The 24,511-nt window shown below is 34.2% G+C and carries 25 protein-coding genes and 2 pseudogenes; 15 read left to right on the top strand and 12 right to left on the bottom strand.

Features of this window, described 5'->3' with window-relative positions:
- Positions 1-55: 55 nt before the first annotated feature.
- The 5 genes from GB234_RS04485 to rodA all read left to right on the top strand — a co-directional run bounded on the left by GB234_RS04485 (position 56) and on the right by rodA (position 5,643).
- Entirely contained in the window at positions 56-1,084 is a 1,029-nt protein-coding gene (locus GB234_RS04485; RefSeq protein ID WP_151893315.1) for a rod shape-determining protein, read from the top strand.
- A gap of 104 nt (positions 1,085-1,188) precedes the next feature.
- On the top strand, positions 1,189-2,007 hold the full coding sequence (mreC, locus tag GB234_RS04480; protein WP_151893314.1) for a rod shape-determining protein MreC: 819 nt from the start codon (positions 1,189-1,191) through the stop codon (positions 2,005-2,007).
- A complete protein-coding gene (locus GB234_RS04475; RefSeq protein WP_151893313.1) occupies positions 1,997-2,512 on the top strand; it encodes a rod shape-determining protein MreD in 516 nt (171 codons plus the stop codon). The genes mreC and GB234_RS04475 overlap by 11 nt, the downstream gene beginning before the upstream one ends.
- 12 nt (positions 2,513-2,524) lie before the next feature.
- Entirely contained in the window at positions 2,525-4,390 is a 1,866-nt protein-coding gene (mrdA, locus tag GB234_RS04470; protein ID WP_151893312.1) for a penicillin-binding protein 2, read from the top strand.
- Positions 4,390-5,643 carry a rod shape-determining protein RodA gene (gene rodA, locus GB234_RS04465; RefSeq protein WP_151893311.1) on the top strand — a complete coding sequence of 418 codons (1,254 nt, stop codon included), beginning with the start codon at positions 4,390-4,392 and terminating at the stop codon, positions 5,641-5,643. Before mrdA ends, rodA begins: the two co-directional genes overlap by 1 nt.
- Positions 5,644-5,709: 66 nt before the next feature.
- Here rodA and GB234_RS04460 read toward each other — a convergent pair whose 3' ends face one another.
- From GB234_RS04460 to GB234_RS04450, 3 genes are all read right to left on the bottom strand, one after another.
- Positions 5,710-6,525, bottom strand: coding sequence for a DNA/RNA non-specific endonuclease (locus tag GB234_RS04460; protein WP_151893310.1), 816 nt, complete (start codon positions 6,523-6,525; stop codon positions 5,710-5,712).
- 3 nt (positions 6,526-6,528) lie between these two features.
- On the bottom strand, positions 6,529-7,635 hold the full coding sequence (locus GB234_RS04455; protein WP_151893309.1) for an ABC transporter permease: 1,107 nt from the start codon (positions 7,633-7,635) through the stop codon (positions 6,529-6,531).
- Positions 7,636-7,725: 90 nt separating this feature from the next.
- Positions 7,726-9,855, bottom strand: a complete 2,130-nt coding sequence (locus GB234_RS04450; protein WP_151893308.1) for a carboxy terminal-processing peptidase — start codon at positions 9,853-9,855, stop codon at positions 7,726-7,728.
- Between the two features lie 174 nt (positions 9,856-10,029).
- Here GB234_RS04450 and surE point away from each other — a divergent pair, with 174 nt between their 5' ends.
- From surE to GB234_RS04415, 7 genes are all read left to right on the top strand, one after another.
- Positions 10,030-10,806 (top strand): 5'/3'-nucleotidase SurE, encoded by a 777-nt coding sequence (gene surE / locus GB234_RS04445; protein WP_151893307.1) that lies wholly within the window; start codon positions 10,030-10,032, stop codon positions 10,804-10,806.
- Positions 10,803-11,093: a hypothetical protein gene (locus GB234_RS04440; RefSeq protein WP_151893306.1), complete on the top strand. Its 291-nt coding sequence runs from the start codon at positions 10,803-10,805 to the stop codon at positions 11,091-11,093. The genes surE and GB234_RS04440 overlap by 4 nt, the downstream gene beginning before the upstream one ends.
- Before the next feature lie 102 nt (positions 11,094-11,195).
- Positions 11,196-12,269, top strand: a complete 1,074-nt coding sequence (locus tag GB234_RS04435) for an RHS repeat domain-containing protein (RefSeq protein ID WP_262714099.1) — start codon at positions 11,196-11,198, stop codon at positions 12,267-12,269.
- On the top strand, positions 12,266-12,598 hold the full coding sequence (locus tag GB234_RS04430; protein WP_151893304.1) for a hypothetical protein: 333 nt from the start codon (positions 12,266-12,268) through the stop codon (positions 12,596-12,598). Before GB234_RS04435 ends, GB234_RS04430 begins: the two co-directional genes overlap by 4 nt.
- A 151-nt stretch (positions 12,599-12,749) precedes the next feature.
- The gene (locus GB234_RS04425; RefSeq protein ID WP_262714104.1) at positions 12,750-13,667 is read left to right on the top strand and encodes an RHS repeat-associated core domain-containing protein; all 918 of its coding nucleotides are present in this window, start codon (positions 12,750-12,752) and stop codon (positions 13,665-13,667) included.
- Complete coding sequence (locus tag GB234_RS04420; protein ID WP_151893302.1) at positions 13,624-14,190, top strand: hypothetical protein; 567 nt, start codon at positions 13,624-13,626, stop codon at positions 14,188-14,190. Before GB234_RS04425 ends, GB234_RS04420 begins: the two co-directional genes overlap by 44 nt.
- A gap of 46 nt (positions 14,191-14,236) precedes the next feature.
- Positions 14,237-15,343 (top strand): RHS repeat domain-containing protein, encoded by a 1,107-nt coding sequence (locus GB234_RS04415; RefSeq protein ID WP_308645059.1) that lies wholly within the window; start codon positions 14,237-14,239, stop codon positions 15,341-15,343.
- Between the two features lie 690 nt (positions 15,344-16,033).
- Here the strand turns inward: GB234_RS04415 and GB234_RS04410 are convergent.
- Positions 16,034-16,583: pseudogene (locus GB234_RS04410) on the bottom strand (REP-associated tyrosine transposase).
- A 225-nt stretch (positions 16,584-16,808) separates the two neighbouring features.
- Here GB234_RS04410 and GB234_RS04405 point away from each other — a divergent pair.
- Positions 16,809-17,243, top strand: a pseudogene (locus tag GB234_RS04405) (transposase); the annotation flags it as partial.
- Between the two features lie 153 nt (positions 17,244-17,396).
- Here the strand turns inward: GB234_RS04405 and GB234_RS04400 are convergent.
- The 8 genes from GB234_RS04400 to GB234_RS04365 all read right to left on the bottom strand — a co-directional run bounded on the left by GB234_RS04400 (position 17,397) and on the right by GB234_RS04365 (position 22,349).
- Positions 17,397-17,795 carry a hypothetical protein gene (locus GB234_RS04400; RefSeq protein WP_151893299.1) on the bottom strand — a complete coding sequence of 133 codons (399 nt, stop codon included), beginning with the start codon at positions 17,793-17,795 and terminating at the stop codon, positions 17,397-17,399.
- A gap of 6 nt (positions 17,796-17,801) precedes the next feature.
- Positions 17,802-18,497: a hypothetical protein gene (locus GB234_RS04395; protein WP_151893298.1), complete on the bottom strand. Its 696-nt coding sequence runs from the start codon at positions 18,495-18,497 to the stop codon at positions 17,802-17,804.
- Complete coding sequence (locus GB234_RS04390; protein ID WP_262714102.1) at positions 18,443-18,805, bottom strand: RHS repeat domain-containing protein; 363 nt, start codon at positions 18,803-18,805, stop codon at positions 18,443-18,445. The genes GB234_RS04395 and GB234_RS04390 overlap by 55 nt, the downstream gene beginning before the upstream one ends.
- A gap of 306 nt (positions 18,806-19,111) precedes the next feature.
- Positions 19,112-19,402, bottom strand: a complete 291-nt coding sequence (locus GB234_RS04385) for a DUF1493 family protein (RefSeq protein WP_172966838.1) — start codon at positions 19,400-19,402, stop codon at positions 19,112-19,114.
- 22 nt (positions 19,403-19,424) lie between these two features.
- The gene (locus GB234_RS04380) at positions 19,425-20,567 is read right to left on the bottom strand and encodes a hypothetical protein (protein WP_151893295.1); all 1,143 of its coding nucleotides are present in this window, start codon (positions 20,565-20,567) and stop codon (positions 19,425-19,427) included.
- A gap of 122 nt (positions 20,568-20,689) precedes the next feature.
- Positions 20,690-21,298 (bottom strand): hypothetical protein, encoded by a 609-nt coding sequence (locus tag GB234_RS04375; RefSeq protein WP_151893294.1) that lies wholly within the window; start codon positions 21,296-21,298, stop codon positions 20,690-20,692.
- 8 nt (positions 21,299-21,306) lie between these two features.
- Positions 21,307-21,570 carry a hypothetical protein gene (locus tag GB234_RS04370; RefSeq protein WP_151893293.1) on the bottom strand — a complete coding sequence of 88 codons (264 nt, stop codon included), beginning with the start codon at positions 21,568-21,570 and terminating at the stop codon, positions 21,307-21,309.
- 11 nt (positions 21,571-21,581) lie between these two features.
- The gene (locus GB234_RS04365) at positions 21,582-22,349 is read right to left on the bottom strand and encodes an RHS repeat domain-containing protein (RefSeq protein ID WP_262714098.1); all 768 of its coding nucleotides are present in this window, start codon (positions 22,347-22,349) and stop codon (positions 21,582-21,584) included.
- A gap of 389 nt (positions 22,350-22,738) precedes the next feature.
- On the opposite strand from GB234_RS04365, the gene lpxB reads away from it, so the two are divergent.
- Positions 22,739-23,851, top strand: a complete 1,113-nt coding sequence (gene lpxB, locus GB234_RS04360) for a lipid-A-disaccharide synthase (protein WP_151893291.1) — start codon at positions 22,739-22,741, stop codon at positions 23,849-23,851.
- Positions 23,852-23,889: 38 nt separating this feature from the next.
- Complete coding sequence (locus GB234_RS04355; protein WP_151893290.1) at positions 23,890-24,405, top strand: C40 family peptidase; 516 nt, start codon at positions 23,890-23,892, stop codon at positions 24,403-24,405.
- Positions 24,406-24,511: the final 106 nt, after the last annotated feature.

Here is a 24,511-nt window from a genome sequence, read left to right as displayed (position 1 = left end):
CATTTGTTTGACAACGAATAGCATACAGTAAACACATAACACCACAGCATAGCGAATGGGATTTTTTGACTTCCTCACCGAAGAAATAGCCATAGATTTAGGTACGGCAAATACCCTAATTATTCATAACGACAAAGTTGTCGTCGACGCACCGTCTATCGTTGCACGTGATCGTACTACAGGAAAAATAATTGCTGTAGGAAGAGAAGCTGCAATGATGCAAGGAAAAACTCACGAAAACATTAAAACAATTAGACCCTTAAAAGACGGTGTAATTGCAGATTTTGATGCAAGTGAAAAAATGATAAACATGTTTATCAAAGACATTCCCGCGTTAAAGAAAAAATGGATTACTCCATCGTTAAGAATGGTTATTTGTATCCCAAGTGGTATTACCGAAGTAGAAATGCGAGCAGTAAAAGAAAGTGCTGAGCGTGTTAATGGAAAAGAAGTGTATCTAATCCATGAACCTATGGCAGCGGCTATTGGTATAGGCGTTGACATTATGCAACCTAAAGGAAATATGGTTGTGGATATAGGAGGTGGAACTACAGAAATTGCTGTAATTGCACTTGGCGGTATTGTTTGTGACAAATCTGTCAAAGTCGCTGGTGATGTCTTTACAAACGATATTATTTACTATATGCGCACACAACATAACTTGTATGTAGGTGAACGTACTGCTGAAAAAATAAAAATCCAAATAGGTGCTGCGACTGAAGATCTTGAACTTCCACCAGATGAAATGGCCGTACAAGGACGTGATTTATTAACTGGAAAACCTAAACAAGTTCAGTGTTCTTTTAGAGAAATTGCAAAAGCATTAGACAAATCTATATTACGTATTGAAGATGCAGTAATGGAAACATTATCTCAAACGCCTCCAGAACTTGCAGCAGATATTTACAATACAGGAATTTACCTTGCGGGTGGTGGTTCTATGCTTAGAGGTCTTGATAAACGTCTTTCTCAAAAAACAGACTTGCCAGTTTATATTGCTGAAGATCCATTGAGAGCAGTTGTTAGAGGAACTGGAATATGTTTGAAGAATTTACCGAAATTTAAGAGCGTACTCATTAAGTAATAGTAAAATTTCAATAATTTTCACTTCGGAAATGTGACTAAGAAATTAGTTCTTAGATGGTCGTTTTACACCTCAATAGATTTACAATATTATAATTTAAGAAAATGCAACAGATAATTTATTTCTTTATTAAGAATAAAAATTTTCTGCTTTTTGCATTTTTATTCTTAATCGCACTTATTCTTACTATACAATCACACTCCTATCATAACTCAAAAGTAATTAGTTCAACAAACTTTTTTAGTGGTGGTATTTATAGTGCTAGAAGTAATGTTACTTCCTATTTTGATTTACGTAAAGAAAACAATCTTCTTATTGAAGAGAATACAAGATTACGTGAGCAACTTGCAACGTTAAAAAGCAACATACCTAATCCTAAATTTGAAGGAGACATTCTTCCCGTTTTTAATTTTACTGGAGCACGCGTTATTAATAATAATTATTCAAAAATTAAAAATCAACTTACACTTGACAAAGGACTAAAAGATAGTCTAGAGGTTGATATGGGTGTTATCACATCAAAAGGATTAGTTGGGATTATTAATAAAGTTTCAGACAATTATGCTCGTGTCCAATCTATTTTGAACACCACAAGCCAGATAAATGCAAAATTAAAAAAGTCAAATCACATTGGATTTCTAACGTGGAACACAAAAGATCCTAATATTGTTCAATTAATAGAAATTCCTAAACTAGCACCCATTGCTGTAGGTGATACAATAGTTACAAGTGGAAATTCTTCCATATTTCCGAAGGGAATATTAATTGGTACTGTAAAGGATTTTACTGTTGGCGCTACAGATAGTTTTACTGTAGACGTGCAATTATTTAATGATATGACAAGCCTCAATCACGTGTATGTTATCAAAAACCTTAACTTACTAGAGATTGAAAACTTAGAAAAGACCGACGATGCAGAATAAAGATATTTTGATAAATATTATTAGGTTTTTTGGGCTGTTGCTTCTTCAAGTTACATTGCTCAACCACATAAATTTTTTAGGATATGTAAACCCATATTTATATCTAGTTTTTATTTTAATATTTCCATTTACTGGCAACAAGGGATTACTTATTTTTTTAAGTTTTTTACTAGGCTTAAGCATTGATATTTTTAGTGATTCTGGTGGTGTACACGCAGCAGCTAGTGTGTTTGTAGCTTATATACGCCCACTTATATTAAAGTTTTCTTTTGGGGTTAGTTATGAGTATAATATGGTAAAATTAAACAAGGTTCCTATCGCCGAAAGAATTGTTTATATTTCGATTATTGTTGTGCTCCATCACATAATTTTATTCACTATGGAAATATTTAGCACATCACATATACTCTTGATACTAAAATCTACGTTATTTTCAAGTATTTTTAGTATTATCCTTATCATGTGTTCGCTGCTTTTATTTAGTAACAAAACAGCTTCATATTAAATTAGCTTCTCCTTGAGAAAATTTTTACTCTTACTATTAGTTATGATTACCGGCGTTGTATTTGCCGGCAGATTATTCTATCTTCAAATATATGACACTTCTTTTAAGCAATTAAGTGAAGATAATGCCATAAAAACTGTTTACGATTATCCGCAACGAGGGTATATTTTTGACCGCAATGATAAATTAATGGTTCAAAATCAACCTTCTTTTGACGTAATGGTTATTCCTAGAGATGTTAAAAATCTAGATACACTTGCATTTTGTGAGATGATAAAAATGCCAAAAGAGGATTTTATTGAAAAAATGAGAAAGGCAAGGGTGTATTCTCCTAGGCTAGCCTCCCCTATTTTGCCTCAGTTAACAAAACAGGAATACGCGTCATTGTCTGAGAAGATTCATAAATTTGATGGTTTTTTTATTCAAAAACGTACTTTACGTGATTATGAAGTGCAACATTCGGCAAACGTGCTTGGTTACATTAGAGAAGTAAATCAATACATAATCGACCGAAATCCTGCCTACGAAATGGGAGAAATCATAGGTATGACAGGAGTTGAAAAACAATACGAGGATATTTTAAGAGGAGTTAAAGGCGTTAAGTATATTCAAAAAGACAGATTTAACCGAGACATAGGAGCTTATGAAGATGGTATCTATGATACGTTACCGCAACGTGGAAAGGATATTACCTTAACGATTGATGCAACGCTCCAAGCCTATGGGGAAAAATTATTTACTAATAAACGCGGTGGTATTGTAGCGATAGAGCCAAGCTCTGGCGAAATTTTAGCACTTGTTACTGCTCCTAATTTTGACCCAGGATTATTGGTAGGAAGAGAACGTTCTAAAAACTTTAATCAACTTAGCAGAGATACTACGGCGTTGCCACTTTACGATAGAGGCCTATTAGCTGAATATCCACCCGGCTCTCCTTTTAAAACCTTAACAGCACTTATTGGGTTGCAAGAAAATGTTATTGATATAAAAGAAACAATTGCATGCCGCGGAGGCTATTATTATGGTACTCGTGGAAGAAAGCTAGGGTGTCATGCTCATAGTAGTCCACTTTCAATGGAAGGCGGGATTGCAAAATCTTGCAACGCTTATTTTTGTACGGTGTATCGTCGTATTATCGAAAAATATGACTCTCCTCAACAAGGTATTGATAATTGGAGAAATCATTTAATGAGTTTTGGATTAGGGCAATTTATGGGGTACGACCTGCCTGCTGGAAAGCGCGGTAAAATACCTAGTTCAAGAACGTATAATGCCATGTATCCTAATAATAATTGGTACTCTACGGCTACAATTTCAAATGCAATTGGTCAAGGAGAGGTGTTATTAACACCAATGCAAATGGCAAATTTTACAGCCACAATTGCAAATAGAGGCTGGTATAAAAAACCTCATATTATTAAAAACATTCAAGATTACGATACTATTCCAGGTCAATATACAGACATCAACAAAACCACTATTGACCCTCAACACTTTCAACCAGTAGTCGATGGAATGCATGAAGTATTTACAAATGGTACAGCAACATTCTTACAAGTACCTGGTATTGATATTTGTGGAAAAACAGGAACTGCTGAAAATTACACAAAAATTGATGGCAAAAGAACTCAGCTAACGGATCACTCTGTTTTTGTTGCTTTTGCACCTAAGGACAATCCAAAGATTGCTATCGCAGTATTTGTTGAAAACGGATATTGGGGAGCGCGATGGGCAGGTAGAATATCTAGCTTAATGATAGAGAAATATATTAAGGGTGAAATAACTTTGACAGCAATGGAAGACTATGTCCTTAACGGAAGTCTCATGCATGAATATGAAAAACCATATTCTGGCGAACCATTTAATATCAACCAATAATGCAAAATACGCGTACGCTCAAATTTGATTGGCTGACCATTTTTTTCTTTTTGGCATTAGTAACAATTGGATGGTTTAATATCTACTCAGCATCCTATACTGATGGGGGAAGTGGAATTTTTGATTTTAATCAAACGTATGCAAAGCAATTACTCTGGATATGTTTAAGTATAGTACTCATTGTATTCATTTTAGCCCTTGACGTAAAATTTTATGAACGGTTTTCTAGTATAATTTATATTGTCTCACTCCTTTCATTAATAGGACTATTTATCTTTGGAAAAAATATAAACGGTGCAACTTCATGGTATGCACTAGGACCCGCAAGTATTCAACCCTCAGAGTTTGCAAAAGCAGCTACTGCACTGGCATTAGCTAAATACGTGAGTGATATTCAAACTAATATTTCAGAATTTAAAGATCAACTTAAAGCGTTTTTAATTTTGGCATTGCCTGCATTGATTATCATTCCGCAGCCTGATCCTGGGAGTGCTTTAATTTATGCCGCATTTATATTTCCTTTATACCGCGAGGGATTACATTTTGTGTATTTATTACTAGGTTTTTTTGCTGCAGCATTATTTGTGGGAACACTTGCTATCGGGGTTCTTTGGGTTTCAGCTATTGTACTCGTTATTGCTACTGGCGTATACTTAAAAAACAGAAAACGTAAACCTAGTGTTTTTAAGTATGTAACAATTGCTATTGCCTGTATAGGTTTTGCCTTATCAGTTAATTATATTTTTGAAAATGTGTTTGAGCAACGTCACCGTGACCGCTTTAATATTGTCCTCGGAAAAGAAACAGACTCAAAAGGTATAGGGTACAATACCAACCAAAGTGAAATTGCTATTGGGAGTGGTGGCTGGTTTGGGAAAGGCTGGACCGAAGGAACTCAAACCAAAGGAAACTTTGTGCCCGAACAACAAACAGATTACATATTTAGCACTGTAGGAGAAGAGTGGGGATTTGCAGGAAGCTTACTTGTTGTTGCTTTGTTTGTTTTTCTAATTATACGATTATTAGTGCTAGCCGAACGACAAAAAAGCCAATTTGCGCGAGTATATGGGTACAGCGTAGCAGCAATCTTATTTTTCCATTTTTTTGTAAATATAGGGATGGTGACGGGATTATTTCCCACCGTAGGAATACCGCTTCCTTTCTTTAGTTATGGAGGTTCAGGTTTGTGGGGATTTACTATTTTACTTTTTATCTTCGTAAGGCTTGATGCTGGGAACTATTATTATACTTAGGGGAATTAATGCAGTAATTAAAAATAGATTTCGACTGCTCTCAACTAGAGGTAATCAAAAAATTTCTCACTCCCAAAACTTCAAATCACTGGAAGCTTCCATTTTATTTTCAATAGCATCATCAAGAGCAGGAAAAAAGTCTATGCCTGTTTTTGATTCAATGATATCTACTGAGGTAACATATTCATAAAAAGAATCATCTGTTGGTTTATTTGGAATAATAAATGCCGCTACTTTGTACCTACCTTTGGATTTATCAATAACTATTTTGTAAAACTCATCTGGTACTGAAACTCTTTCTTCACCAATTGTTTTTAATCCATTTTTTAATATTCCTCCCGTGATTACATAAACACCATCATATCTGCCTGCCCAATAACGAACTTTCTGTTCGAGACTATTCCAAATCCCAGCATTAAAATCATGATTCTGCGGACTTATATTACTCGTTAAAAATGTTTCAAAGTAAGCATCATAGTCAAAGCCTCTATCTCCTGCAGGACATAAATGACCTCTATCGTAGCCACTCTTTTTATAGTTACGCCAGTCTGCACTTTTTGTTTTAACATCCCGGTCTTCAATAAAATAAGGACGTTTAAAATCGTTACGTTTAATATGTTTGGGTTGTAATTCGTAAGCAACCCATTCGGCTTGCTCATGGGGCTCGCTATATGATAGTGTATAGCTCGCATGTGCTACAATAGCTCCAGTTGTAGATGAAGGTAACATAGCATCGCCAAATTCCACCGAAGGTTCTAAAAAACCATCACTATCACTTATATCTGGATACGGCGCATTTGCTTGATCTACATTTTGATTCATGTAATACAAGACAACTGTTACTATAACCATTAATAATGGGTAAATATATTTTCTTTGCATGGTTTAATTTCCTTTAACATCCATCGCATCTCTTAATGCGTTTCCTATTAACATAAAAGCAGTTACAAGACTCATTATTGCCAATCCTGGAATAATAGCTAAATATGGCTTTCCAAGAATAATGTAGCTATAATGATCTTTAATGATTCCTCCCCAACTTGGCATAGGTGGTTGTGCTCCTATACCTAAAAAACTGAGTCCACTTTCAATTAAAATTGCACCTGCAAAGTTAGCAGCACTAATAATAATTACGGGTGCCATTGCATTAGGCAAAATATGCTTTGTAATTATTCTGAAATCATTAAAACCCAAAGCCCGTGCTGCCGTTACAAATTGCATTTGTTTAACGCCCATTATTTGACCGCGTACAACCCTTGCAACTTCGACCCACATTGTTAAACCTACAGCAATAAAAACCTGCCAAAATCCTTTTCCTAAGGCTAGTGTAATTGCAATTACTAACAACAACGTGGGGATTGACCATGTGACATTTATAACCCACATAATCGCAGCGTCTATTTTACCTCCATAATAACCAGCAATTGCACCTAACGAAATCCCTATAAGCAAAGAGATGAATACTGCTACAAAACCTATGGCGAGAGAAATGCGAATACCAATGAGCATCCTACTTAATAAATCTCGCCCGTATTTATCTGTACCTAAAATGAATTTTTTTTCTGAAATGTATCGTCTTGAAATATCTTTAATTGAAGAAGCATTTGGAAATTGCGATAACATATATTCCTTCTGAAGCCCAGCGGTACCATCACTAGTGTATTCATAAATGAGCACTCCACTTTGAGTTACCTTATAACTACTAATAGGAATTTCGGTAGATGCGTTTCTATTTCCGAAGAAGAAAGAGGATATACTATTTTGGCTCTCAACCTCTGCTGGAATTGTAAGCATTTTGACTGTAAAACCTGGGGATTTTGAATGGATGGAGAGATGCATTTGGTTTGCATTCTGGCTATCATCTGGTGCTAAAGCATAGGCAAAAACAGCAATGAATACGCAAACAATTAAAAAAATTAAGCTCAACATTCCCCATAGATTTTTTTTAAATCTACGAAAGGCTAATTGCGATAAGGACGTTGCTTTTTCCACGTGGTAAATTTAGGAAAATTTGAGTGTGGTGCATCAAAAAACCCGTAACGATATTTATTCATTACGGGTTTCAGTTTTATTTTTTAATGACTAGTTCTTAATATTAGCCATTTTACTTTTTATGTTGTTAACTTTTAAGTCTTGTAACACATTAACAGCTTCTTCAACATAGACATCTTTAGACAAACTCTTGTGCCATCTTTTTCTCTTCTCTCTAAGAGTAGTATCCTGCTTCATTGTTTCCATTTCGCTTGGCAGAGAATGGTAATTCAACTTATTGTCGTATTCATCAATTGCATCAAACTTTTTAATTTCTTCTTTGTTTTTCGCAATCTCATCGCTGTATTTTTTAAGGTTGAGGGTCACGTCCATTTCATCTCTACGTTCCTTTATATACTTTGCATTTGCATCGATAAGCTTTAATTGCTCATTCATCTCAATACGACTTTTACTATTTTCAATGGTTTTCTCATAATCAATATATCCATCCCAAACGTCATATTTTGCTGGTGTAATTTTATCATATGGAAGTGGATTGTCATAATCACGTTCTCCAACATCAAAATAGCTGTAACGGTCTGGCATCACAACATCACTTTTAACACCTTCAAGTTGAGTTGAACCCCCGTTAACACGATAAAATTTTTGAGTTGTTAATTTCAACGCTCCCATATCGCCCACATCATTTTTACGCAACCACTGGTTTAAATCTACCACATTTTGTACGGTACCTTTTCCATAAGTTTGAGTGCTACCTATGATAATTGCTCTTTTATAATCTTGCATTGCAGCAGCTAAAATCTCTGAAGCTGAAGCTGACAATTCATTGACTAAAATCACTAATGGACCATCCCATAGTAAATCTGAATCTTTGTCTTTTAACACTTCTTTATTACCTCCACTACTTGCTACTTGAACAACAGGCCCATCTTTTATAAACAAACCAGCGATATCTACAGCTGTTCTTAAAGAACCTCCTCCATTATCTCTCAAATCTAAAATCAAACCTTCAACACCTTCTTTTTTGAGGTTAATTATTTCCTCCTTAACATCAGTAGCCGAATTTTTCTCCTTGTAATTCTCCATATCAAAGTAAAATGAAGGAAGGTTTACTAAGCCATAACGCTTATCTCCTTTGTCAATAATAGTTGACTTAGCAAAAGTTTCTGCAAGCTCCACCACATCTCTTGTGATAACCTCATCTTCAATAGTTCCATCAACACGTTTCATTGTTAATGTAACTTTAGTTCCTTTAGGACCTTTAATTAATTTTACAGCATCATCAATACGCATACCTACAATGCTTGTAGCTTCATCTTCGTCAGTTTGCTTTACTTTTAAAATAATATCACCAACTTCCATATGCTCGCCTCTCCAAGCTGGACCTCCACTAATTACTTCAACAATATTGATATAATCATTCTTTTTTTGAAGTCTTGCGCCTATACCTTCTAATTTTCCAGACATACGCTGGTCAAAACGGTCTCTATCTGGTGGAGCAAAGTAATTTGTATGTGGATCAAACTGCTCAACAACTGTTGTTAAAAATACAGCAAAGTAATCTTTGCGCTCTAGGTCATCAGTGAACTCAAAATACTCTTTAAGCGAAGTTCCTGTTGATTTTCTAGATTTTTCTTCTAACTCTTTATTAGTTATTGGAGTATAACCAGTCTCTTTTTCGGCTTTCGTTTTTTCATCTTCTAACAGATCGTAGAAATTTGATATTGTTGAAAATTTAAGCTGTTGTCTCCATCTCGCCTCTAAATCTTTTTTTGAAGTAGCATAGGCAAGTTTATCATAATCCACACTTATAGTTTCATCCTCATTATAATCAAAAGGAGTTGATAATGCTTTTTCATACATACTTTGCGAATCTTCCATTCTCTCATCAAGACGCGCATATACAGTATTAAAAAAAGTTAAATCTTTTTCTTTTATTTGATCGTCTATCTCAAATTTGAACTTTTCAAATTCTGCTATATCACTTGCTAAGAAAAAACGCTTTACAGGGTCTAATCCGTCAATAAACTTAGTATAGACCTGCTCTGAAAACGCATCGTCTAAATCTGCTGGTTCGTAGTGCCATTTATCCATTACATACGTAATAAGATCAATAAGCAATTTATCTTTATCTGGGTCTTCAAAACTTTTTGTTGTAAAACTGCAAGAAGCCGCAGCAACAAAAACAGTGAGCAATAGTATCTTTAAATTCTTTTTCATGATTCTCATAAATATCTCTTTCTGTATTGGATTGCTAAAAATATACAAAAAACCGTGCCATTTAAGCATTACCAACCTAATCTTTTGTTAATAGACTCAATTAAAACCAATAAGTTTCAATCATTAAAATTTCAGCATTAATAACTGTATTTTTGCTTCGGAAATGAATAACACATGAGCAAGAAGAAACCATTAATACTAGTAACTAACGACGACGGAATTACAGCACCTGGCATTAGAACCTTAATAGAGGTCATGAATACCATAGGTGATGTAGTCGTTGTCGCGCCAGATGCACCTCAAAGTGCAATGGGGCACGCCATAACTATTAACGACACACTGTACTGTAATAGTATTAAAGTAGCAAAAGATGCTCCTCAAAAAGAATACAGCTGTAGTGGAACCCCCGTAGATTGTGTAAAAATAGCCATCAACGAATTACTTGACCGTAAACCAGATTTGTGTGTGAGCGGTATCAATCATGGTAGCAACTCCTCAATTAATGTAATCTATAGTGGAACTATGAGCGCAGCAGTTGAAGCCGGAACGGTGGGTATTCCAGCTATTGGGTTTTCATTATTAGACTATTCACTAGATGCCGATTTTAAACCATCAAAAAAGTATATAAAAATGATGGTGGAGCAATGCCTTGAGCAAGGCTTACCCAGCGGCGTTGTTTTAAATGTTAATATCCCTAAATTACCAGCATCAAAGATAAAAGGCGTCAAAGTCTGTAGACAAGCCAATGCCCATTGGCAAGAAAAATTTGACAAGCGTACCAATCCATTAGGGCGTGATTATTATTGGCTAACGGGTGAATTTATAAACAAAGATAAAGGTGAAGACACAGACGAGTGGGCACTAGCAAATGGATATGTATCTGTGGTACCCGTTCAATTTGACATGACGGCACATCACGCTATTAAAGACATAAACACTTGGGATATATGATTAAGAAAGAAATTTTTATTGGCTTTATGGCGGGGATTATAACAAATGTTATAGGTGTTAGCATTTGTATTTTAGTCGTCTCTCTTATTAAAGGAATGTCCTTTATGGAAACCTACGACTTTTATATCGCTAGCGGAACTTCGTGGTCTATATTAACCTTAGGCGCACTACCCAACTTAGGAGTATTTTTTCTATTTTTAAACAAGGATAAATTTTATAGAGCAAGAGGTGTATTGCTTGCCACATTTATTACCGCAATTACTGCGTATATTGTTTATTTTACTTGATTTTTTAATACCATATTTTGACCACTTTTTGGCCAAATAGTGTAAAAAATGCTATTTCATAAAAGTACATACGTTCTTTTAAATACAGGCGCTGAATGAACATTGGATTACTATCCCTTCGGGATGCTAATCCCAGGACGTCACGGGAACTCTGGAGACTACCGTTACGGGTTTCAGGGACAGGAGATGGATAATGAGATTAAGGGTGAAGGAAATTCGCTTAATTATAAATATAGGATGCACGACCCTAGGATTGGTAGATTTTTTGCAACGGATCCTGTTGCATACAATTACCCTTGGAATAGTCCATACTCTTTTAGTGAAAATAAAGTGTTAGCATTTAATGAGCTAGAAGGTAAAGAGATTTCTCCTACTAAACAAGAAAGAGAAAGTTGGAGTGGCGGAAAGAAAGTTGCAATTGGTTTACTAGATGGAACTATTATTTTTGTAAAAAGTAATATTGAAATTCTTAAAAACCCACCAAAAACAATTAATCAATCTGCTGAGTTTGGTTGGAATCTTGGAGGATTTTTAGGGAAAAATGTTTTAGCTTGGACTTTATCACCGACTAGTGAGAAAGGAAGGGATATTGTTAGACAGTCGTATGTTGATAGAAATAAAAAGGTCTGGGGTACGAATTTATTTGATGATTCATTTGACCAAGCAATAGAGGATCAGATTCTTTTAACTGTAAACAAAGTTGTAAATGGAGATGCTTACGATAGAACAGTTATTACAACAGAAATAACTCTAGGTATTCTTAGTGAGAGAGGCTACACTAAAATTGGAAAAATATCGGATGTTTTTCCAAATAATCACATAGCAAATAGTGAAGGTTTAGTTACGAATGGATTTTCATTACAAGGTAAATTAGGGTGGCTTAAAAAGACTGATAATGTGGCTTCAATACCTAACGGATGTGAGGCTGTTGCTCGTAAAATTTCTAAGGAAATAGGAGGTCAATATCTCGAAATAACCCCTAAAATGGGTAACTTTGTAGGTGATTTTAAAGGACAAGCTACTATGTGGAGGCATCATGTAGCTGCGTTTAAAGATGGTAAAGTATTTGATAGAACGACAGGTAAGCAAGGATTGAATTTAGAGGACTATATAAAGAATTTTGATGACGCAGAATTCTTGAATTTTACAATTTTAAAAGAAAGTACATTAAAATGATGATTGAAAAGAAACTAGCAATAAATATTCTTAAAAAAGTAAGCCTCATTGAAGAAAGGCCCCAAATGATGTTTGCGGGTAAGCCAAAATTTCTTCAGCTTATAGATTTTTTTTATGGGTATATTGAAGGTATTTCTGAAGTATCAGAGAAAAGGATACATAATGAACTGTCTATTTGGTACAATAGTAGGGTAAGTATACAATCTTCTTTATTATGGTCAGAACATATTAAACTCAACATGAAAAATGAAACTGATGACAAATCAAGTTCCTATTTGATAAATTTATTTAAGGAATATTTCGAACAATTTTTAACTGCCTCCTCCTAAAAAAAATGTCCAAAACTGGATAGTATTCCAAAATAGAACTTTGATAAATAACAAGAAAATAAACACTGATTATTTAACAAAAGCAACGATTTAAAAGTCGTTGCTTTTTTGTTTCTTTATATAACGCTCTTTTACATAATAGAAACACCGCATAGGTTACCCTCCCTTCGGGATGCTAGTTCCGGGACGCCACGGTACAGATGGAAGTTATCGCTATGGCTTCCAAGGACAGGAGATGGATGATGAGATTAAGGGGGAAGGGAATAGTTTGAATTATACTTTTAGGATGCATGATCCAAGGGTTGGAAGATTTTTTGCTGTTGACCCTTTAACTGCTGAATATCCACACTACACCCCATATTCATTTAGCGGTAATAAAGTTATAGCGCATTTTGAATTAGAAGGATTGGAAGAAGTTTATTATCAAAATGGTATAAACAATGATGAAACTTTAAAACCCGCTTTAGATTTAATGTTGAGTACAGATTTAGGTTTTGATGTGTATAGGAAAATTTGGAGTACCGAAGGTGGGGATGACCAAAGAGATGTATATATAACATTCGGGTCATGGAGTAATGAACGAAATACAGCCAGCACTTATGATTTGAAATCAAATGATATAAATAAAAAAGGGAAAGTTACTTTTGCTCTAAGTGATAATATTGATGACAGAAAGAAAGATGCTATTGTTAAACAAATTGATTTCAGTAAATCAAAAAGAGAAGGAAATAATGTATCGGTTATAATTGTTAATACTAATTCTAAAATTTTTAAGAATGCAAAACTTAATCTAGATGGAATTTCAAATGTTTATTTAAGTGAAACACTCTATCATGAATTTTGGGCACATGTTATTTTAAAATTAGAGCCAAGGTTATTTCCAAAAGATGTAAAAGGTCAAGAGCAGGAACATTATAGATATCATGGGAAATATGGCACCACTTCGCCTAATCATACCGAAGAAACTCCAGGAACGCAAAGACAGATGTATATAGATGAGGCATTAGAAATTCAAGAACAAAACGATGAAGATAAAAAACAGGAAAAAGAAGAAAAACCAAAAAATTAACTTTTTGTTACTAATAATCTTGTCGTTAATAGTTTTAAATGTTTATTTCGTGATATTAAGAACTTCAGATGAGTGTGGAGACGAGTTTAATTACCCTTTGAACACTCCTGAAGATTTTAATTTTGAATTCAAAATATCAGATAGCGATAAAGAATACTTATACAATTCTATCAATCAGAAATTATATAAGACTATTTATTTTGACAAAATAGATACACTTGAAATAATACTTAAAGAAAGAGATAAAGAGAAAATATGGAACAAATTAATATCTATAAATTCTTTATATTATCCAGAAACATATGAGGTAGATGATTTTATTGAAGTATCAGATTCTGATTCTTTTTCATTTTTTTTTAAATTTAACGGAATAACTAAAAGGATAAATTTTAAAAATCATCGGGTAATTTCGAGTAATAAAAAAATAGATGATTTAGTTAGTCTTTTTCGCACCATTGATAGTATTATAATAAATAAACAAGAATTTATGAATTCAAGGGAAGCAGAATATCTGATTGAATAAAAGAGTGTCTCGTCCTATAAAAAAGTTTACCTAATAAGCCAAAGCAATAATCGAGAAAAGCTACACAAAACCGTGTAGTTTTTCTATTTTTATAGAACGTTCTTTTACATATTTATATCCTAATAATTACACTCCCTTCGGGATGCTAATCCCAGGACGCCATGGCAACTCTGGAGACTACCGTTATGGGTTTAACGGTAAAGAAACCGATAACGAGGTTAAAGGCGAGGGAAATAGCATAGATTATGGAATGCGAATGTACGACCCAAGAGTAAGTAGGTTTTTAAGTATTGACCCTTTGGCTAAAACATTCCCTTGGTATACGCCATATCAATATGCTGGAAATAAGCCTATATTCGCAATTGATTTGGATGGCTTGGAAGAAGTCAGTTTTATGGACAACCTTAATAGAGTACTTTCTGGAAAACCTAACATACAAAAACAATCAGAGTGGATGGTTCAGGATAGAAGGAAAAATGTCCATACGCCTGAAAGTTCCTTTTGGCAAGCATCAATTTACAATACGCTTACCAACGGTTCGGCATTGTACAAAGATATTGCGGAAAGGAACGCATTTTATGCTTTTTCCCAACAGTATATAGATTGGAGTACGGTAGCCACGGAATCAAAATGGTTCGGCGCTGCAGAGTTAGTCACGAACTGGAATGCAGTTGGTGGTGCTGATTTACCAGATGGTGGGATGGCTACATCTTCTGCCACAGATGACTTTTTGAGAGGAGGTAATGAGTTCTTGTTCAGCCATAATATGGACAACTTCAACGGTATTATGAGCAACTCTTTAAGTAAAACTTTTACCGATGCAAATGGCGAAAGTATATCCTTGGCAGGATTAAGCGGTAAGGAGCTTGATTACGCTTTAGTACAGTTCGAGCAAACAAAAGTTCAAGATTATATCAAAAGTTATTCAATAAACAATCCAAATGCAGATATGGAAGCCATTATTACTAATGTGAATGAATCTTTTGGTAAAAGTATTATTAGTTCAATTTTTGCGCCTGCGGAATTAAAATTGGTAATTAATGAAAATTTTACTGATAAAAATGGAGAAATAAATTTTGACTTCTCCAAATATAATGACAGAGTTAAGTTAGGGCAAAAGCTTATTGATAAAGCATACGAGCCAAAGGAATAATTTTATGAGAAGTATATTAAAATTTTTAGGATTAATACATTTAATGTATTTTATAGAATGTTGCTTATTGACTATGATAGCTTTCATACTCTTTAAAATAGAATTCCCAAGTAGAAACATTCTTGAGCTGATTGGAGACTCATTAAAGTTTAGTTTTTTTGGTCGTTTATACTTCGAACAATCTATGGTTATAGTATAGTTCTTATTTTACTGCTTTTATTATTGAAACATAAAGGAGTAGTTTTTTCGGGACTTAATGTTGCGATATCAAGTGTTGCATCATATGTAGTCGTAAGCCTCATATATGCCTTTATTATAGTGCCTGGGACTAAAGAGTTGCTTAAGCTTGATTTTAGTTATAACGGAGGTTATTTTTATTACTCTGTTATTTTGACCTTTCTTATCCCGTTGATTTTGGGAAAGATAGGATTTATAAAGCTGCTTGGATTGGAACAACAGGATTGACAAATAAAATGAAAACCATTCTTCGGGATGGTTTTTTGTTTTTATGAGTTCACGAGGCTCTGCAAGCTATCCCCCGCTAGCGCTAGTTTATAACTTGTGCACTCACTGAATGTAAAAGATTGCAAACCTGTACGATATAAAGCTAAAGCCACCCCCCCCGCTAGCGCTAGTATTCACTAGTGCCGTCACTGAATGTAAAAGACAGCATACCTGTAGGTTATAAAGCTACCCTAAAAATCCAATAGCATCAATCTCTAAAATAGTGTGATCTTCTGCAAAGTTTCTCGCACTTGAGTATTTCCAGTCTACAGGATTTGTTACAAAACCACTTACAACAGGATTATTATGAATATAATCTAATTTTTGTTTTATCACTTTTGGACTCCAAAGCTCAATAGGTTGTTGTGATGTTGCCAAAATTGATATTTGCTTGTTGTAGCATTCTTTTTACCCGCCCGCTTAAGCATCCATAACAGCCACTCCTTTCTTGTGGATTGTTTTCTATAGCTTCAATCATTTTCTTTGCTGTGTGACGTTTAAAATCCCGTAGTAAATCTGCTGGCTGTTCATTTGCTGACTTAAATATAAAATGTACGTGGCTTGGCATAAAACAATAGGCAAATAATTCCATTCCTTTCTCTGCTCTGCAGTAGCCAACACTATTTGCTAGCACTTTAAAATATTGAGCTCTAGTAAATACATCTATCCAGTATACGGTAGCAAAACTTACAAAATAAGCACCACTAGGATTATGAAACTTGTATTTTCTACTCATAGTACCACAAAATACAAAAAGCTATGACAGATTACTATCATAGCTTTTTGTTTATTATATATTGATTTGCTCACTCATAACGCCACTAAATACAATTTAGCGGTAGCGAGCATTCTAGCGCCAGCAAGGGGTAAGTGATATTACCTATTGGCGTATAGAAATCGGTTTTGTGTATATAAGCTTCATAACTGATGCCTATTCTAGAAAAATTTAGGGTATCATTTAGCTGATAGTTTACTTACTTCAGAGACTATTAAAGCATTACAAATGGCAATAAGCAGTTTGTCTGAAAATATAGAACACAAACAACAGCTCATGCATCATTCAGATAGAGGAACTCAGTATTGTAGTAATGAGTATGTAAAGTTGTTAAAGTCTGATGACATAAAAATTAGTATGACTGAAAATGGAGACCCACTAGAAAACGCTATAGCGGAACGAATAAACGGTCTTATCAAGGAGGAATATCTTAATGACTATCAGGTAAATAATATTAAGGAAGCTAGAGAATTATTGGATACAGTAATCAAACTATACAATAATGAAAGACCTCATATGAGTTTAGGTAATCTCAAACCAAATCAAGTGCACCAAAGTAATTTAAAAACAGAGAAATTATGGAAGAATTATTATGTAAAAAATCCTACTATTGTAAACTAATAATAGGATTAAAATATAGATGTAAATCTATTTTAGGATTAGTGTTTAATATGTAAACTTTTTTAGGACGAGACAACTCATAACGCCACTAGTAAATACTAGCGGTAGCCAGCACTACATTCTAGCGCCAGCACCAGCAGGGGGTAGTTCTACTTAAAACCATTCTTGACCTTTCAGCACTTTGTTACCATATTTTTGCAGTAGATTAGCATTTAACCTAACCGCTTCTATATATTCTTTTCCATTGGGTTGTAACTTTTGAGTGTTAAAATTTGGGTCATTCTTTTTTATCAGGCTTTCCATTGGTTTTACCGTTTCCCAGTATTCTGCATCATTAGGATAGGCAGTATATTTACCCTTAATTAGTGTAACATTGAACTCATTATTTCGATAATCAAAACATAGGCTAACTTTACCACTTGCGTTTTGATAGATGAATAAGACACCTGAATTGTCAATATCTTCTTCGATAATTTCAAAGCCATAGTCTTTTTCTAAAAAGGCAAATGATTCTTTTATCAGAATTGGGCTATCTATTATTTTGTATTCCATAGTGTTTTAATTATCATCAAATACTTCTTTAGTTTCCATTCCATAGTAAGCTCCCTTATCTGGAGATTTTGGGCCCGTACCTGTATCGTAGATAGTATAACCTTCGTCTTTGAGACCTTGAATCCATTTTTTATTGTTTGCTATATTCTCAGCTTCTGGCAAATTAATATCGAATCCATCCCAAGTTTCTGCTCCAATACCTTCAGCAAACTTATTAACTCTTTCCTTTTGGTCTCTACCAATAACTGCAACTTTTCCTTCTGCCCATCCGACCATTTTTCTTTTAGCTGTAACTCCATTTACCGTCTCATTTATATTATTCTTAATTCCACCGCCAAGCATTTTATTTACATCGCCATACTCAAAGCCCATTTTTGAAAGTCCTTTGGCAATAGCTTTTGAACCATACTTCGCAGTAAGTTCTCCCAGTCCACCGCCTGCAAGGTCTCCAATAAATCCAACTGCAAAATCCTGTAGTGCTTGTGATTTAGAATAACTTGAACCTGCATAAATAGCATTTGCCAAGACGTCTCCCGAAGCTGTGGCGGCTGCTCTACCAATTTTACCGCCCGGTGTTTTCCAAGGTATTAATCCTTCTGCTGCCGACCTGCCAACTTGCCACCAATTAACTGTTTCAAAGGCTTGTCCTACATTCTCAACATTTGGGTCAAAATAATAAGCCATTGCAGCCTGTGCCAACATATCTGCGCCCCTGCCGCCCCTGCTTTTAATAACAATGGAAGTATCGGAAGTTCTCCGTCAGGGTCTTTATAAACTAGTGGATTATTTAGAGAATAAGAATACGGCGAAAGACCTGCAATCTCTTTAAATTTGGGGTCAATGTTCCACCGCCTGCCAATTCTTGGGTCATACCCATAATCGCCAAAAGAATAGTGATTTCCAATACCTTTCAACTCTTCATCTCCTTCTAATCCTGTAAACCCATAGCGGTAGTCTCCAGAGTTCCCGTGGCGTCCTGGGATTAGCATCCCGAAGGGAGTATAACCTATACAGTATTTTAAAATTTAAAAGAACGTGATATAAAGTTAACAAAAAAAGACCTCTATTTTATTAAATAGAAGCCTTAATCTAACTTAACTATCAATACGCAAACATTGGCGTAGGTTTGTTGCAGATTTTAATAGATGCTGCTCGGTAAAAGATTTCCTGTCTGCTTTTGTACTGAAGGCAGACCTTACTCAAAAATTGGCACAATAAAAAAGCTATAACATTCTAAAACATCATAGCTTTTTATATTCTATTTATTTCCCTGCCTACTCAATACGGCACTAGTTGCAAACTAGCGCTAGCGGGGGTTACTCTGTTAAAATATATTTTTCTATTTCACTTGGGTCGTACCATTTTCCTACAGCTATAACTTTCTCCAAATGATTGACATTAAAAGTCTTAGGTTTTCTACCTTTAAACCATATTTGATATAGGTTGACTCCTTCTAATGTGTATTCTTCTAAATTGAATAATGAAAAGTCTATCTTAAATTCTTCCATAAATTCCAAGATAAAAGTTTCTAAATCTATTCCATCGAGACCTAAATCATTAAAAAAAACAGTCTTATTTGTAACATTGATTAATAATCTCTCTGACAACCAGTTTAATAACTCTTTATTGCTAATTTTCATCTGAATTTAAATCTGTTTGGGTACTAATTATTGTTGTACCATTATGTCCCATTAATATTAAACCTTGACCCATAGCATTATTTTGCATATCTCTACCTATATAGGCTGCTTTATCTTTGCTATATAACCATTTGAATTTTTTTCTACTTAATAAATTACCTGCATTATGTGATATTTGAACAAATAAACCTGCTTTTTTTCTAACAGACAATTTTGCACCTGTCCCTATATTGCTATATGCTAATGCTGAAAAATAATTTAACCGTTTAGAAAAACCAAAACCAGTTTTAAAACCTAAACTTTTTTTACTGACAGTTCCAAAAATATTTGCACCCAATCCAAATTCAGAAGCACCCATAAAACCCGAAGGGCCACCACTTAAAATTCCTGTAAATAAACTTAACCTAGCTTGAGACCCTTCTCGACCACCAGAAACCATACTAGAAGCCGAATCTTTAACTCCATCCCAAACAAATGAAGCTAGGCTTCCTCCGTGTTCATTTAAAGCATCTTTAAATGATTTAAAAGCATCCCCTTTAGTATATTTATCAACTGCTATTTGAACTAAGGGTGAAACATTTTTACCAATAGCATTAGTGATATTGAAAGAAGAAAGATCATCAAATTCTTCTCCTGCGCTAGTTGTATACCAAGCTTTATCTGAGTCCCATACAAAAGTATTACCATCTTTAGTTTCAAAGGCAAGAGCTTGCCAACCAGCCTCATCGCCCGTGTATATCCAAGCAACATTATCTAAATCATCAGAATAAACTAAACCTTTTCCATCTGTTCCAGACATCATTTCTCCATTAGGTGCTTTGAAAGGCATCCCACCATTACGACCTTCATTTTTTGAGATATGAACTTGATTTTTCTTTGCATTCTCAGGACAATCAGAACAATCTCCATTTGGATCATCTAACAAAACAGGATTGTTTCTAAAAGCAGCATATGGAGATTCATTCGCTACTACAACTGGGTCTGTATTCCACCTTCGAGCAACACGAGGATCATATTGCCAAAACGTTGCAGTGTAAGAATTTCCTTCTCCAGAAACTTCATCATCTTTCTCCATCCCATTTAACCCATAACGGTAGTCTCCAGAGTTCCCATGACGTCCTGGGATTAGCATCCCGAAGGGATGATAACCTATATAGTATTTCTAATATGTAAAAGAACGTGGTATAAAAGTAAAAAAACTACCCTAAATATGGATAGTTTTTCTGTTTTATTGCTCAAAAATAACGGCACTAGTTATAGACTAGCGCTAGCGGGAGGATGTTTCGAAACCTTACAAAATTTTATAGTATCATTTCTATTTACTGGTAAATCATCAATATAATATCTAATTTTTATATTTTCAGGGATTCTTAAAACATTTGGGAAAGGTGTCATTTTTTTACTGTTCACATTATTAAATACTAAATTAGAATTTAAAATATCTTTTCTTAAAATATCTTTTTCAAAATCATTAAAGTTAAATCTGGTCGAATTAACATCTCTTAAATGTAAATTAATGTTAGAATTGGATGGAATTGAAAAATTATTTTTCTTTTCTTCGAATATTACAGTTATATTATTTTTTTTGAAAACCTCTAAATCAGTAGCAATTCCTTTGTTATTTACTACTCTAGCTATAGGTAAATCAAAATCAAGTAATATTGAGTTATTATATGAATTTGTGATTTTAATATTTATACTATATGAAGAAAGAAGCAATGGATTGGGATGAGCACCGTTACAATCTTCATTATATAAAAATATATCTATTGACTCACAAGTTATTTCTTGAGAGTTATTTTTGGAGGTATTGTTACAAGAAAATGTGATAATGATTAATACAATAAATAATAAATTTTTCATTCAGGCTTCTATTCTTGATTAATGTTTGGATCTTTCCAAGTTCGATCTTCTTTTTGAAATTCTAATTTGGTATCAAATATTTTCTCATACATATTCTTCATTCTATTTATATAATCTACACTATCAAGGAATTCTGTTCCAGAATTAAGATATCCTAAAAATGATCTTTTTGTTTCAAATTTAAAAGCACTACTGGTGTTACTCCATGATTTATGTTTGAATTGATCGATATAAACAGACATCTCGTTAATACCATATGTTTCATAGCCCATTGAATAGTATTCTATGTGTCTAATTTCGTGAAAAACATCATTTGAAAGATTGTAGTGTTGTTATATTTATAATATTTAGTTACAGCAAATCCACCTTTATTACTATTTAATTCACCAAAGGCTTGAGCATTATGCGATTGAGATGATTTTTCTTGTGTCATTTTATCAGAATAATTAAAATCAGCCTCACCTTCATTTCCTTCAACACTGATTTTGTCATTAAATAATTCAATATCTGAACCAATGCCTTCTCTTTTTGCTGTAGCAGTAACTACTTTGGAAATTGTTTCACTTTCATTTGACATCAGTGGTTTGCTATTAAAATCTAATATATAATTTTGGTTTGAGCCAGGAGTTCCATCTTTATGTATATTCATTTTAATATTATCAACCCCCATTTCATCTACATATAAATTATTCATAACCCTTATAGTATTATCATCACCAAACTTGCCAAGTTTCTCGCCGTTAGAAGTTAAATAAAATTCTAACCCTTCTAACTCGACACCATCTATCAACCTATTTTCACTAAATGCATAAGAACTATTCCAAGGATATTTTTTGAATAACGGGTCTATTGCAAAAAACCTACCCACTCTCGGGTCGTGCATCCTATATTTATAATTAAGCGAATTTCCTTCACCCTTAATCTCATTATCCATCTCCTGTCCCTGAAACCCGTAACGGTAGTCTCCAGAGTTCCCGTGACGTCCTGGGATTAGCATCCCGAAGGGATAGTAATCCGAGTAGCTTTTTATGTCTGCATTAAAATAAGCCAAAGAACCTCCCTCAAAGGTAGGTGTTTTTTTTGTCTGTCAACACCCCACACTAGCACTAGCTTGTAACCACTGCTGATTACGAGCGGTTAAGCTATGGTAGTCCATGTAATGCTTTTTGTAAATTGCAATACACAAGCAACCTTGACAGAGAAAGTATCTAAGAATTTAATAAACATGAAATTAACTTTTAAAAAGAACAACGAAAATTTCGAAATCTCACCGTTTTAAGAAGTATCGCTACCGGAGTAGAAATCCCATATAACTTGGATTACAAAAAAGACTATTTAATTTTTTTATTTCAGAAATACAAATGAAATCCAATTTTTGAAAACACATTGTGTATTTTAGTGGCATTAAAATTTCAACGAAAAAATATAACTAATAACCCAATGAAATATTACCTCATCGCAGGAGAAGCCTCAGGAGATTTGCACGGCGCCAACCTAATGAAGCAACTCAAAGCTAAAGACCCAAATGCCACTTTTAGGTATTGGGGAGGTGATTTGATGCACGAACAAGGTGGAACTCTAGTGAAACACTATCGTGAGTTAGCGTTTATGGGGTTCATTGAAGTGGTGATGAATCTTGGTACTATTTTAAAGAACATTAAAATTTGTAAAAAAGACATCTTAGCATTTAAACCAGATGTACTCATCTTTATAGATTACCCCGGGTTTAATATGCGCATTGCTAAATGGGCAAAAAAGTTAAAAATCCCTACACACTATTATATATCGCCACAAATTTGGGCATGGAAAGAAGGCAGAATTAAAGCCATCAAACGAGATTTTGATGCAATGTATGTGATTCTTCCATTTGAGAAAACATTTTACGAGGATAAACATAAATTTCCTGTTCATTTTGTAGGTCATCCATTAATAGATGCCATTGCTGATAGAGAAATTACCAACCCCAAAAATTTCAGAAAAGAACATAATTTAGACGATCGCCCTATCATTGCGCTCCTCCCAGGAAGTCGTAAACAAGAGATTTCTAAAATGCTGGAGGTAATGCTTTCGGTGACCGAAGATTTTAAAGATTACCAATTTGTAATCGCTGGTGCTCCAAGCCAAGAAGCCGCCTTTTATGCGCCATTTATTAAAAAGCAAAATGTACATTTATTACTTAATAAAACCTACGACTTGTTATCCGTTTCACATGCCGCGTTAGTAACATCTGGGACTGCGACATTAGAAACTGCGTTGTTTAAAATTCCGCAGGTGGTTTGTTATAAAGGCTCCCGTGTTTCTTATGAAATTGCAAAGCGAGTTATTGATTTAAAATATATTTCTTTAGTAAATTTAATCCTTGATAGAGAAGTAGTGACAGAGTTAATTCAAACCGAATTTAACAAAAAACGTTTGAAAGAAGAACTTACTAAAATCCTTGATGACTACCAACGCGCAAAACTGTTTTTAGAATATTATGACCTTGAAAAAGCGCTTGGCGGAAAAGGAGCAAGTGAAAAAACTGCCTCTTTAATTATTAAAGCAATACAATAGATCTCTTAATTTTTTGTTAATACAACAAACCTCTTCAAATGCCTAAAAAGCTATACATCCTTCTTCTATCAATCTTACTTGCTTCTTGCGGAAGCTCAAAAGGTTCAACCTCTCGCCCATCAAAAATTAAAACAGAAAGAAATGTCTCTATATCAAAATCTAGTAACAGAGGAGCTTCAAGAAGTATTGTAGATTTTGCAAAAACGTTTGAGGGAACACGCTATAAATATGGCGGCACAACAAATAGAGGAATGGATTGTTCTGGGCTTGTATACACAGCTTTTGCTAATGAAAATATCCAACTCCCTCGAGTATCTCGCGATATGGCAAAGCGTGGCAAGAGAGTTTCAATTGATAAAGCAAATGAAGGAGATCTTGTTTTTTTTAAAACAAGTAAAAGTAGCAAGAACATAAATCACGTAGGGCTAATTGTTGACACAGGAAAAAATGGCATTATGTTCATTCACTCTACCACATCAAGAGGGGTCATTATTTCTTCGCTAGAAGAAGGCTACTGGAAAAATGCTTTTGTTGAGGCTAGGACTATTTTATAATTTTGCTTTCAAAATTTTCTGTTTTATGGAGGTTTCGATTACGCTCAACCAGATAGGTTTTTGAACATTTCTAATATTATAAACTCTCATTAAGATTAAATAACCT

This window comes from Patiriisocius marinistellae (genome assembly GCF_009014635.1).
In the GTDB taxonomy this organism is placed as follows: domain Bacteria; phylum Bacteroidota; class Bacteroidia; order Flavobacteriales; family Flavobacteriaceae; genus Patiriisocius; species Patiriisocius marinistellae.
Note: the sequence above shows the minus strand (reverse complement) of the source record. Positions and strands in the feature narration are given on the sequence as shown.